Origin of the sequence: Bacteroides pyogenes (assembly GCF_014196225.1) — a bacterium.
GTDB lineage: Bacteria > Bacteroidota > Bacteroidia > Bacteroidales > Bacteroidaceae > Bacteroides > Bacteroides pyogenes_A.
Genome location: NZ_JACIDI010000011.1, coordinates 54,029 through 66,884 on the forward strand (window position 1 = coordinate 54,029; position 12,856 = coordinate 66,884).

Here is a 12,856-nt window from a genome sequence, read left to right on the forward strand (position 1 = left end):
ATTAGATTTTAATGAATAATAAGGTTACCGAGAATTTACTAATTAAAGTAGTATCGCAAAATTACGATAAGTAAACACCGATGGTGTTCAATATTGTTCATATTGCTTCTAATATTGTTCGAAAAGCAGTGTTTTTCGGTTACAAAGGCAGCTGTCTGTGTGACTTCTATATCACACGAAAGGGTATGACTTTGAAAAAACGCCTCATTGTTTTTCCGCTCTATGATTGCATGGTCAGAAAGTGAGTCCCAATGATAAAACGGCACTCCATGCTGTTGTAAAATTGTGGTAACGGGAATATTCGACATCGGCCTGTAGAAAAATGCCTCCTTTGACAAAAGAGACGGGAATATCCCAACGTGCTGTGCCCGACAACATTGAAAGATGGGAAGAAAGCAATTGGAAGGTATTATCCGTCAGTGGCTTCAGAATATCCGTTTCTTTCTGTCCCTCCATTCGCCGGGTAGCCGAAAGGCTACGCCGATAGCCTAAGGAGAAGATGGTGGTTAGCGATGAATGCTGAAAAACTTTGTTGTTTTCCCAACTGACGCGGAGGTTCGCCTGTTTGCCGCAAATCTTTCTTTCCGGTTCAGGGTAATTTATATCCATAGAAAGAAGAGAAACTTCTGAAATCAGGTTCCATGAAAGAGTGGGAGAGCTTTGACCGTAGATTCCCTCCAGCTTGAATTCATTCCGGACATCAGAAAAACTCTTTACGCTATTGATGACAGGATAAATACCTCCGTTGGGAGAGCCGAAAACATGCTCCGTTCCGGAACGTTTTTTATGGATGATGCTCGCTTTTATACCTTTCTGGCCGTCCATGTATGACACCTCTCCGGAAAACTTATCCGCTTTCAATGTGCAGAGAGTGATGTCACCCAGATCTTTCATCTGCTTGTCGTACCCGAAACGATGATATCCTGCGGATGCAAAAACGCCTTGTTTGTGTTCCGGCAGCAAGTCGATGCTTCCTCCGAATGAAGCTCCGTCATAAAGAACGTTGGTGTTTGCCCCTGCAAAACGCACGTAATGCATGCCCAAGCCGGTGAGGTGATAAATCGTAGTGCCTCCCAAAGCGCTGAAGAACTTCAAAGTGTTGTCTTGTTTGTATTTTCCTGCATGGAAAGACAATGCTCCGCGATAATCGCCGGCAATCTTCCGGCTTCCGGCGATGATAAACAACAAATCGGATACGGTGTTTTTGGGACGCGGGTCTGCATTCCTGAATTCCATGACAGCCTGATAGGCCAACCGCGCGGCCCATGTATATGCTCCTGCCGAATGTACGTATTCGCCGCTGAAACGATAGGTTTCGCTGTTCAGGTCGCCTCCCTGTTCGTCGGCGGATACATAAGGGTAAATTGTTTCGTAATCGCTCGATTCGTTCCACAGAACCGATTTACGCTTTTTATTGACATATTCTGCCGTGCCTCTGATTTCACTTTCCGGAGTGAACCTTAACACAGAATTTGCTTTGATGGCAAATCCATGTTCGCCGTCTCCCTGTTGCAAGGATACGCTTTCCGTTTCCTTATGCGCAAACCCTTCCATTTGCAATTGAGATAGCGGGGCCTGATTCATAAAGAACTTTAAAGCGGGGTTCTCCCAAACCTCTCCGGCAAAACAGCGGTCGGAACGAATGTTCTGCCACACTCTGCGGTCGATACGAAGAGTGTCTGAAGCGTAGCTTGTCGTAACCGGCAATATCCCCATAAAGATTGCAACAAGAAGAAGGCGAAGTTTTGACATATAAACAGTTGAATGAAAGGTTAATTGGCCAATGACGGAATCATGTCTCGCTCGAAATCGCGTGTAGAGTCATTCGTGTCCTGCAAAATCTTACGTCCGTCGGCTGTGGTAGAAAGAACCTTTCTGCGCACACACTTGCCATACTTGGTTTTATCGTTGGAGTCTTTTCCGCAATAAGTATATCCGGCATCGAGCGAAGCATCTACCACGTTCCATTTATGTTTGTCGGGAGTGCCGAGTTGCACTGCGTCGATTACCCACGAATTAGGAATCTTATAGGTAGAACTGTTCATCGTTTTTTCCTTTCCTGTTACAGGATTTACCATTGTCCATGAGTAGTCGTATTTATATTTTGCAAGGAAATCATCAGTTTCTTTCATATCTACCAAAGCATAGGCTTTGTTTCCCTGTCTGTTAACTACCCAAACTGTTGCCGTATAGCAATATATTTTATTCAGATTAGGAACACTCGGGTTATCCGTATCCGTAGTTGTGGGCTTAGTCGATTCATCATACCATTCGAAATTCGCCTTACTCAAATCGAATGAGTTCGTATTTGCTTCTTTGTGATTGATGGCTTTATCGCATATAATGATAGATGCACCCGGCTGTACCATGTGTTTTTTCTCACCTTTGGAGGGGATGGAGTAAATAGCGTCGGCGGTAATGGCCTCGCCCATTATATTGGGAGTATAATCGAATTTCGTTGAGGAATTGAATCCGGTTTCTACCAGTGTCAGTCCGCCTGCATCCAATGCTTTGTCGGAGTTATTGGTTATTTTAAAATACTGGTCGCCCAGATATGGCTTTTGAGTATTCGGATATGCGCTTCCCGCATAAAAAATCTCTTCAATCACAAAACCCGCGTTTTCGCTGTACACGAATGGATTGAAGCTAAGTGCGCAAGTTTCTCCTTTTACTGTGGCAGGATTTATTTGAGCTTTAAAAGTTGTGTTATGAGTTTTTCCGTCGAGTCGATATGTTCCTTTCGCTTCGAACGAGATGGAGTAAAGGCCTTGAGGCATGGTCAGTGTAAAGCGGTTGTCACGGATAGCGACTTTCTCGCTTTTTTCGATGGCGGTCGTCAGGTTTTTGTAGGCAACACTTGCTTCCGTGTAGCTGACTTCTTTCAGATTGTCGATTTCATTCAACGTAAAAGTAACGGTTGAGACAGGAATGCCGTTTTTGCCGTTGTCGTCGCTACAGGCACCCATGCAGAAGGCAAGGGTGATTACTGCTAATAAATAGATAATTTTTCTCATGTTTTCTTTTTTTTATCGGGTTTTTAAAATCGGTTGTTTAAAATTTCAGGTTGGCTTCCATGCCGAAATAAGGTGAAACGGAGCGGTGAATCGTCAGTCCGTTTCTTTGGTAGTCGGGTGTATAATCCAATATCTTGTTGACAAACAAAGCCAGGTTGATGTGTTTGCCGAGTTGCTTGGTCGCTTTCAGGTTGATGATCATGGCAAACGGCACATCCTGTTCGGTGACAGAATATTCCTTGCGGACCAACCATTGGCGGACGGGATCGGTTTCGTCGGCATGAGTGTACGGATGCTTTTCGCCGTATTCGTCTACATACGCATAAGGCACGCGGCTTTTGGGCAACGTTTTCATTTTCGTAAACCACATGCACTGCGCCGATGTGGAAAAAGTAAGTCCCAACCGGGGCAGATAAGAGTCGATGATCAGATTCGTGTTGAATCTCTCTTGCCGGTTTCCGTCGTTGGATTCGTATATCCCGTAGTATGGATAGCGTTCGCCGTTCAGCACGATGGAGGGATGCTCCACAACCGGCGCATCGATGTTATAGAGAGTGTTGAACCATGCTCCGTTCAGGGTGATTCTCGTGTTTATTTTCGGGATTCGTTTAGACTGGAACTGAAATTCAATCCCTTCTTTGTCTATCCTGCTTCCGTTTTTCGTTTGCCCGTAGCCGATAAGCATTCGTATCTCTTTGTATGGGAGTACGGAAGGATCGGGTGGGGCAGTCAACTTGTCGGGGTCAATTCCGCTTGTGTCGTATCTTTTGTATGAGAGCGATTTTAAAGCAGTGTGGGTTCTGAACCCTGTGCGGCAAGATTCTCTGAAATAAGTTACCGACAGCCTGTTGCCCGCCCATACGACGTCGGCGCTCAATTCCCATTTCCTGTTTCGCGCCGCCCTCAGCCCCTGGTTTGCAGGACTCCATATATAAGTCATCAGATACAGTCTTCTGTAGTCGGGGTTGTTGTGGTAGTAGTTCATCTCTTCGATGTCGTAATATATCAAGCCCGGATACAGTTGTGCCATAGTAGGCGTTTTGGTCTGTATGCCGTATCCTCCTCCCACCGAGAAGGTCATTTCTTTGCCCACAACCATTATCTCAGGAAACTTCCATTTGGCGTTGACGCGCGGATCGGGATATATTTTGTTTTGCAAGCTGTATCCCTCGTTCAAACCGAGCATGGTATTGAAACGTATGCCTGCCAGCAAACTGAAAAGATGCTTCCCTGCCGGAATGGCTATCTTGTCTTCCGCATAGATCGAAAGCTTCTGCAGGGCGGGAATGTCTTTGTAGGGGCGGGGACGTCCGCGCATCGACGGGTTGACAGGGCGTGCGGAATCGTACAACTCGCCTTTGCCGTAGTTCTTGTCGGCGGAGTATTCGGCTCCCGCAAGCAGTGAATGTTTCATTCTGAATGTCTGAAAACTGAAACTTGCTTTCAGCTTCAGGAAAGCATTGAAGGGTTTTCCGTCCACCGTCAGGTGAGCCAGATAATTGAAAGGAAGAAACAGGCCGTCGTGCTCGCCTTCTGTCATACTGTTGGGAACGGAAGAAGGCATATTCAGGTAGACGTTTTTGGTTTGCTTCAGTTTATCCAATTGCAAACAGAGTGAATTGCTTATTTCTATCGACTGTACAAAGCCCGGTTGCAGGGGTTTCCACCGAAACGTATTGCCCCATGCTATCCGGTTGTACGAAGAGCGGAACTTATCCTGCTTCTCGTCGGTGTCTATGTCTTTCTTCTCATTATCGAACGAGCCGCTGTAATCCAAATGGCTGTTCCACTCCAATAGCGAGCGGCGAACGTGTTTTTGAGACGAGAAGCGGAGAGAAGCTGTGAGGCGTTTGTAGTTTTCCATATTGTCCCTCGGATCGGTCTTGGAGTCGAGATAGTCCAGCGAGACGTTCAGGATATTCCGGTGATTGCGTATCGGGAACCCTTTCCCCGCATAGAACAGTTTGCTGAACTGGTCGCTTTTGAAGCGGGCTTCGAAAGGAGACGTTTTGCTTTTGCGGTGAATCTTCACCACTCCGCCGGTCAGGTCGCCGTATTCCGCCGAAGGGATTCCGCGTATCACCTCTACCGATTCGATATTGTCGGTAGGGATGCTTCGCATATCGATGCCTTTCGATACAAAACCCTGTTGCTTGGGTGAAACACTCGAAGCGCCCGGAGTAGCCTGCAAGTTGGCATCGCCGGAAAGCGGGATGCCGTCTACGACAAACGAAGTTCCCAACGAAGATATATCGTAATGAGAAGAAGGAGCGCCCGCTTCGCGTATCCTGATCAGGTTGGCCGTCCCCATCGAAGGATCTTTGGCTATCCCTCCCGGAAGCAACTCCAGTAAATCGGAGAAACTGGTGGGCTGTAAATGTTCCATGGCGGTTCTGTCGATATGCGAAGAAGTGGACAGCCCTTTCGATTCGGAAGCGGTGACAACCACTTCGTCGAGCAGGTTTTCGGCGGGAAGCATTCTGATATGGAGAGTAAGCGTTTGCTTCAACTCAAACGTTTGCAGAAAAGCCCGATACCCCACGTAGGACACTTTCATTCGAAGCACGGAAGACGGCAGACGGAACCGGACCTTTCCGTTCAGGTCTGTGATGCCGGCATATTTCTTCCCTTCTTTGTCCGTCAACTCCACCAATGCTGAAGGAAGAGACTCGCCACCGGTTTCATCGGTCACGGTTACAAATAAGGTATAGGTATTATCGATCTTTTGTCCAAACGCCGAATTCAAAAAGCATATATATATGATAATCAGCAGTATTCTGTTCATTTTCGGGCATTCTGTTTCGCGGTTCAAAGATACGCTTTCCTGTTTGCATACGCAATGGCAACTTATTGGTATAATGGAAGATAAAATAACAAGAGTTAGGTATGGAAGTATCATATATATATTGTAATTTTGCAGTCGGAAATAAAAACGAAAGAATATGAAGAATATTAAGAAATTTTCACTTTTGACAGCCTTTACGGTTCTGACCCTTGTCGGAATTTCCTGCGGGAACAAACAAAAAAGCGGTGCGGCTGAATCGGTTTTGACGGAACAAACCGGAAACGCAGCTTTAGACGTAGACTCTTTGCTGGCAAATGCCGGGAATCTTGCGGGACAAGAGGTAACGGTGGAAGGCGTGTGCACGCATACTTGCAAGCATGGCGCGAAAAAAATCTTCCTGATGGGAAGCGACGACACGCAAACCATTCGTGTGGAAGCCGGAGCTCTGGGAGCTTTCGATGCGAAGTGCGTAAATTCCATTGTACGCGTGAAAGGATATTTGAAGGAGCAGCGGATAGATGAAGCCTATCTTCAGGAGTGGGAAGCCCAGATAAACGCACAGTCTGAAAAAAAACACGGGGAAGGCGAAGAGGGGTGCTCCACAGAAAAGAAAGCCCGTGGCGAAACCGCCGCTACATCGGCGGACCGTATCGCAGATTTCCGCGCAAAGATAGCCGCCAACAAAGAGAAGAGCGGAAAGGATTATCTGTCGTTCTACTACATAGAGGCTACTTCGTATGACATTCAAGAGTAGCGATTTACGCAAGTGGAGCCGGATAATCCATCGTGACCTGTCGTTCTTCTTCTCCGGCATGCTGCTGATTTATGCCGTGTCGGGCATCGTAATGAACCACCGGGACACGATCAATCCCCATTTTTCTGTCAGCCGCAAGGAGTATAAGGTAAACAAACCTCTTCCCGGCGAGCAGGAAATGACCAAAGAAAAGGTGTTGGAGCTGCTGGTCCCGCTCAAGGAGGAAGGCAACTATACGAAACATTATTTCCCGGATCGGGATGTGATGAAGGTGTTTCTCAAAGGCGGTTCCAACTTGGTGGTCAACGTGCGGACGGGCGAAGCGGTATACGAATCGGTTTCCCGACGTCCGATTATCGGAGCGATGGCTCGCTTGCATTATAATCCGGGAAAATGGTGGACATATTTTGCCGATCTTTTTGCCATAGGACTGATCGTCATTACCTTTTCCGGTATGCTGATGATCAAAGGCGGCAAAGGTCTGATAGGCAGAGGAGGCATCGAGCTGCTTGCCGGCATTCTGATTCCGCTGATATTCCTTTTCTTTTTTTGAGAAACGAGTGTACGAAGATTCCGTGCGCTGCTGTTGTTTTTTGAAATAATGGCAGCGTGTGCGGTCTTTTACGCTGATTTATCCGGGTTATACGGGATGAAAGAAAGAAGCATTCGGAGTTTCAAAAGTTTCCCTTGCGGGAAACAATAGTTTCCCCGTGGGGAAACTTTATTGTCCCACCGGGGAAACTTTTGTTTCCCCGGTGGGAAACTCGACGAACTCTTTATCTTTTCCGGCTTCTGTCTCGATCTTTCCGCCGTTCGGGATATTTGCCCCCTTTGCGAAGCGCGCATGCGTGTCCGTAACCGGGTGCGGCGACGGAAGTTGCCGATATGGCGGCTGTCGCGAACTAACCCTGTTTTTATTCATTTTGAATGATGGAACCTATTATAGAATGCAAAAACCTGACCCATTATTACGGGAAACGGTTGATTTACGAGAATCTGAGTTTTCATGTACCGAAAGGACGCATCCTGGGGCTGCTTGGGAAGAACGGGACGGGCAAGACGACTACTATCAACATCTTGAGCGGTTATCTGAAACCCCGCTCCGGAGAGTGCCTCATTTTCGGGCAGAATATACAAACGATGGATCCCGCTTTGCGCCGCAACATCGGGCTTCTTATAGAAGGACACGTGCAGTATCAGTTCATGAGCATTTCGCAAATCGAAAAGTTTTACGCTTCTTTTTATCCCGGGCAATGGAAAAAAGAGGCTTACTACGAACTGATGAACAAACTGAAGGTTGCCCCGCGACAAAGAATCTCGCGTATGTCTTGCGGACAACGTTCTCAGGTTGCGCTCGGACTGATTCTGGCGCAAAACCCCGAATTGCTTGTGCTCGATGATTTTTCGCTCGGACTCGATCCCGGCTATCGCCGTCTGTTTGTCGACTATCTTCGCGATTATGCGCGGTCTGAAGGCAAAACGGTGTTTCTCACCTCGCACATCATTCAAGATATGGAACGGCTGATAGACGACTGCATCATGATGGATTACGGGAAAATACTGATTCAAAAGCCTGTGGACGCTTTGCTGAAAGAGTTGCGGAGATATACTTGCCACGTTGCGGAAAGATACGAACCGGTCCCGACGGAGGGTTTCTACCATCCTTCCGTTCTTAGAAACACGCTGGAGTTTTTCTCTTTCCTCCCTCCGCACGAGGCGGAAAGGAGGCTGCATGATCTATCGGTCCCGTACTCCGGGTTACAGCACGAAACGGTGAATCTGGAAGACGCCTTTATCGGACTGACCGGAAAATATTGATTATTTCAGTTTAAACATAGAAAATAGAAACAAGTGAACGCTATATTTTATAAAGAATGGATCAAGACACGGTGGTTTTTCCTGTTTTCCGTTGTCGTTATGCTCGGATTTTCGGGCTATTCCATGCTTCGCATCCACCGAGTAGCGGGGATGAAAGGGATTGCCCACGTCTGGGAAGTGATGCTGCAACGCGATGTTGTTTTCGTGGATTTGCTTCAATACATTCCGCTGTTGGTGGGAATTTTGATGGCAATCGCGCAGTTTGTGCCCGAAATGCAGCGCAAATGCCTGAAGTTGACGCTGCATCTCCCGTGTCCGGAATTGAAAATGATCGGATCCATGCTGCTTTCGGGGCTCATTCTCCTGCTGCTTTGCTTGGGTTCGGGCTTTTTGCTGATGTACATCTACCTGAGCGGAGTGATGGCGCCGGAGCTGAGAAATCATATTTTACTCACTGCTTTCCCCTGGTTTCTCGCAGGCATTTCCGCCTACCTGCTGGTTTCGTGGATATGCTTGGAGCCGGCTTGGAAACGGCGTGTCGCCAATTTGGTTGTAACCGTACTGTTGCTGCGCGTTTTCTTCTTGTCTACCACTCCCGAAGCATATACTCCGTTTATTCCCGCGCTGACAGTATATACCCTGCTTACGGCTTCTTTTTCATGGATCTCCGTCCTCCGGTTCAAAGCCGGAAAGCAAGACTGATTCCGGGTGTTTTGATTAATCATTATGAAAAAACGAAGAATGAAACATTTTAGTACCCTACTGCTTTTTCTGACTGTTTGTTTTCTGCTGCTATGGCAATTGCCTTGGTGCTACAACTTCTTTGCGGCTAAACCCGGCAAGACGCCTTTTACGTTATATAGTACGGTGATCGGCGATTTTGCCATGATCGGGCATGAAGAGGAAAAGGGAATGATCAGGCGCGACCTCGCCGGACGTGTTTACACGCAGGCGCAATTCGACAGCATTCTGCCGATGTTTTACCTCCGCCAGCTGGTGGCCGACGACCGTTTCCCCGATTCTATACACGGAGTCGCCGTAACGCCGAAAGAAGTACAGATGGAAAATATAACCTTCCGCAGCGTTCCGTCGGAAGTCAATGCTCCCGTCATCGGACTTTACCCGTTGCTCGAATCGCTTTCGGGCAGGGTAGACCTGAAAATGCCGGACGATGTATTCCGGATTACGGGCAAAGGCATCGAATTCATAGATATGGCTTCCAATAGCGTGAATGTTTCAAAGAGTCTTCGGTTTACGGAGGCGATGAAGAAAAAAGGATTTCATTTCCCCGCCCGGGCAATTGCCGGAAACCCTACCGTAAAAAAAGAATACGACGAGGGCTATCTGGTACTCGACGCCGATTCGCGCCTGTTCCATCTGAAACAAGTGAAGGGACGTCCTTTTGTTCGTGCGGTGAATCTCCCGGAAGGAGTGGAGCTGAAGCATCTTTATGTAACGGAATTCAGGAACAAAAAAGTGTTGGGGCTGCTCAGCGGGGCGGATCACAGCCTCTATGTGCTTAACAACCGCACGTATGAAGTCGTCAAGGTGGGCGTCTCTTCTTTCGATCCCGAATCGGATGAGCTGACCCTATTGGGGAATATGTTCGATTGGACCATCCGGATATCGACTCCTCGTGAGGATCGTTATTATGCGGTCGATGCGAATGATTATACATTGATTAAATCTTTTGTCCGTTCCCGTTCCCGGAATTCGATACCCGGTTTGACTTTTACTTCCTACAAGGATAAATGGGTATATCCCCGTTTCGAATAAAGGTTTCGGAGAGGGGCATCAACCTGTACGAACTGTACATTCCGGGTGTATCCTTGTTCCGAATGAACCATCTGGAAAGGGTTCGGCAGAAGATGAACGGCAATCTTGCGGTGCATCCCTATTTCGAATAAAGGCTTCGGAGAGGGGTATCAACCTGTACGAAATGTACATTCCGGGTGTATCCTTGTTCCGAATGAACCATTTGGAAAGGGTTCTTGCACGAAATGAACGGCAATCTCGCGCGGTGCGTCCCTGTTTCGAATAAACGTTCTGGGAAAGGAAAGTCGAGAAAGCATTTTAAAAGGCCTGTTTTTTTCCCGAAGAAATGTATTCTTCCTTAGAATGAAAAAAATGCGGATTTATCAATCGGAGTGGACAGCTCCTTTAGATTAATCCGCATTCTTTATTTTCTTGCCGGCCGATCGGGCAGTAGGACTTATAGACTTTTCTTTCTCCGGCTTGCCACCTGTCGCACCGTGTTTGCCGTTCGATCAGGCTTTCCGTTCGTTTTGCCAAGCCGTTTGCCCGTTCGATCGTCAGGCTTAGTACGCGAAGATAGGATATTTCTTCATCGTTTCGTTGACACGGGCGCGTACCTTGCCGATAACTTCCTCGTTGTCCACATTCGACAAGACGGTTTCGATCATTTCCGCAATTTCCAGCATCAAGTCTTCTTTTGCACCACGCGTAGTGATTGCCGGAGTACCCAGGCGAATGCCTGACGTCTGGAAAGCCGAACGGCTGTCGAACGGAACCATATTTTTGTTGACGGTAATGTCGGCGGCTACCAACGCTTTCTCTGCAATTTTACCTGTCAGCTCCGGATATTTGCTACGCAAATCCACCAGCATCGAGTGATTGTCCGTACCTCCCGAAACGATGGTGAATCCCCGGTCGATCAAAGCTTTTGCGAGCACCGACGCATTCTTTTGCACTTGTTTGGCGTATTCTTTATATTCGGGGCAGAGAATTTCTCCGAATGCTACTGCTTTGGCTGCAATGACATGTTCCAAAGGACCTCCCTGAATACCCGGGAATACGGCAGAATCCAATAGCTGAGACATCATTTTTATTTCACCTTTCGGAGTTTTCTTGCCCCATGGGTTGGGGAAATCCTCGCCCATCATAATGACTCCTCCGCGAGGTCCGCGAAGTGTCTTGTGAGTAGTGGAAGTGACAATGTGGGCATATTTTACGGGATTGTCGAGCAATCCGGCAGCTATCAAACCGGCAGGATGCGCCATGTCGATCATCAGAATAGCGCCTACCTTGTCTGCAATTTCGCGCATACGCTTGTAATCCCATTCTCGGGAATATGCAGAGCCTCCGCCTATGATTAATTTCGGTTTTTCACGTAGAGCGATTTCTTCCATCTGATCGTAATCTACTCGCCCGGTCTCTTTGTTCAGGTTATATTCGCACGGCGTATAGATAATGCCCGATGTGTTGACTGGCGATCCGTGAGATAAATGACCTCCGTGTGCCAGATTCAGTCCCATGAATTTGTCGCCCGGCTTCAATACAGCCAGAAAAACGGCTTCATTGGCCTGTGCTCCGGAATGGGGCTGTACGTTCGCCCATTCGGCTCCGAAGATTTCTTTCAATCGGTCGATAGCGATTTGTTCGCTTTGATCGACTACTTCACAGCCTCCGTAATAGCGTTTGCCCGGATAACCTTCCGCATACTTGTTTGTCAGGCAAGAACCCATTGCCTCCATCACTTGGTCACTTACAAAATTCTCGGATGCGATCAGCTCTATACCTTTAAGCTGACGTTGGTGTTCTTTTTCGATGATGTCGAAAATTAAGTCGTCCCTTTTCATTCTTTTGTAGATAAGATTAAAGTTTTAATTCGAGATACCCTTAGTTTGAATGTGTACAAAGTTAATGAAAATAAATAGATAAATAAACTATAAAAGAGTATTTAAATTGAATATACTTACGAAAAATGCGAGTGATTTTTTGTTAGAGGAGTAAACCGAGCGAAAAGCTCAACGCACTGTCGCGCCGATTAAATACGATAGGGCTGACGTTAGCGGATTTATTTGCTTTTTCGTGACTGTAGGTGATCGATTTCGACATGTTCACCACTCCTTGTTCGTAACGGAAATCGAAGAAAATACGGGAGATGTTGACGCCGATGCCTACAACGATGCCGGCGTTGAGCGGATGAAGCACTTCCTCCACTTCTTTTTGGTCGAAGTTTTTAAATTGTATCTCACTCTTTTTCCTCCATAGATAACGGAACTTGGGACCTGCAAAAACAGACATTTCGTAAGGGCCGCTTTTAACCACATTATATCCGTATAGAATGGGAAAATCGATGCTATGTAGAGTGGATTGAACCGCCGCAATATCCGGTTCGATATCGGGATGCTGCACTCCAAGCTTGTCGAAAGCGATTTCGCCCTTGCTCACATTGTAAGAAACCTCCGGCTGGATAAAACTGTTCTTTATATTGACGCGTGTGAAAAGAGAAAGGAAATGACCGATTTTATAGTTGTTCTGCACTTCGTCGATAGTTACATCGTTGATTTTCAGTTTAGAAACAATAAACATGGTTGAGTTGAAACCGGCTTTAATACCTAAATTTAGTTTTTGTGTATTCGGAGCGCTCACTCTGTCGATGCCGTTGCTTTGTCCATAAGCTACATACGGGATAGTGAATAAAGAATAAAGTAAAATTAGATGTATCCTGCCCATAACCTC

General features: G+C 47.0%; 10 protein-coding genes. 5 read left to right on the forward strand and 5 right to left on the reverse strand.

Going from position 1 to position 12,856, the window contains the following annotated elements:
• Positions 1–234: 234 nt before the first annotated feature.
• The 3 genes from GGR07_RS08765 to GGR07_RS08775 are packed head-to-tail and all read right to left on the reverse strand — an operon-like array spanning position 235 to position 5,799.
• Positions 235–1,752, reverse strand: a complete 1,518-nt coding sequence (locus GGR07_RS08765; protein WP_147298146.1) for a DUF6850 family outer membrane beta-barrel protein — start codon at positions 1,750–1,752, stop codon at positions 235–237.
• Between the two features lie 20 nt (positions 1,753–1,772).
• Positions 1,773–3,014, reverse strand: coding sequence for a DUF4876 domain-containing protein (locus GGR07_RS08770; protein WP_021644722.1), 1,242 nt, complete (start codon positions 3,012–3,014; stop codon positions 1,773–1,775).
• 37 nt (positions 3,015–3,051) lie between these two features.
• The gene (locus GGR07_RS08775; protein ID WP_034542993.1) at positions 3,052–5,799 is read right to left on the reverse strand and encodes a TonB-dependent receptor; all 2,748 of its coding nucleotides are present in this window, start codon (positions 5,797–5,799) and stop codon (positions 3,052–3,054) included.
• 157 nt (positions 5,800–5,956) lie between these two features.
• Here GGR07_RS08775 and GGR07_RS08780 point away from each other — a divergent pair, with 157 nt between their 5' ends.
• The 5 genes from GGR07_RS08780 to GGR07_RS08800 all read left to right on the forward strand — a co-directional run bounded on the left by GGR07_RS08780 (position 5,957) and on the right by GGR07_RS08800 (position 10,147).
• Positions 5,957–6,553, forward strand: a complete 597-nt coding sequence (locus tag GGR07_RS08780) for a hypothetical protein (protein WP_034542984.1) — start codon at positions 5,957–5,959, stop codon at positions 6,551–6,553.
• Positions 6,537–7,106, forward strand: coding sequence for a PepSY-associated TM helix domain-containing protein (locus tag GGR07_RS08785; protein WP_034542985.1), 570 nt, complete (start codon positions 6,537–6,539; stop codon positions 7,104–7,106). Before GGR07_RS08780 ends, GGR07_RS08785 begins: the two co-directional genes overlap by 17 nt.
• A 377-nt stretch (positions 7,107–7,483) precedes the next feature.
• Complete coding sequence (locus GGR07_RS08790) at positions 7,484–8,371, forward strand: ABC transporter ATP-binding protein (protein WP_122056708.1); 888 nt, start codon at positions 7,484–7,486, stop codon at positions 8,369–8,371.
• A gap of 33 nt (positions 8,372–8,404) precedes the next feature.
• Entirely contained in the window at positions 8,405–9,073 is a 669-nt protein-coding gene (locus GGR07_RS08795) for a hypothetical protein (RefSeq protein ID WP_034542986.1), read from the forward strand.
• 39 nt (positions 9,074–9,112) lie between these two features.
• On the forward strand, positions 9,113–10,147 hold the full coding sequence (locus GGR07_RS08800) for a DUF4857 domain-containing protein (RefSeq protein ID WP_122056589.1): 1,035 nt from the start codon (positions 9,113–9,115) through the stop codon (positions 10,145–10,147).
• Positions 10,148–10,689: 542 nt separating this feature from the next.
• Here GGR07_RS08800 and glyA read toward each other — a convergent pair.
• Together glyA and GGR07_RS08810 are read right to left on the reverse strand one after the other, a co-directional pair.
• Positions 10,690–11,970 carry a serine hydroxymethyltransferase gene (gene glyA, locus GGR07_RS08805; protein WP_034542987.1) on the reverse strand — a complete coding sequence of 427 codons (1,281 nt, stop codon included), beginning with the start codon at positions 11,968–11,970 and terminating at the stop codon, positions 10,690–10,692.
• 142 nt (positions 11,971–12,112) lie between these two features.
• Complete coding sequence (locus GGR07_RS08810) at positions 12,113–12,850, reverse strand: porin family protein (RefSeq protein WP_034542988.1); 738 nt, start codon at positions 12,848–12,850, stop codon at positions 12,113–12,115.
• Positions 12,851–12,856 lie beyond the last annotated feature (6 nt).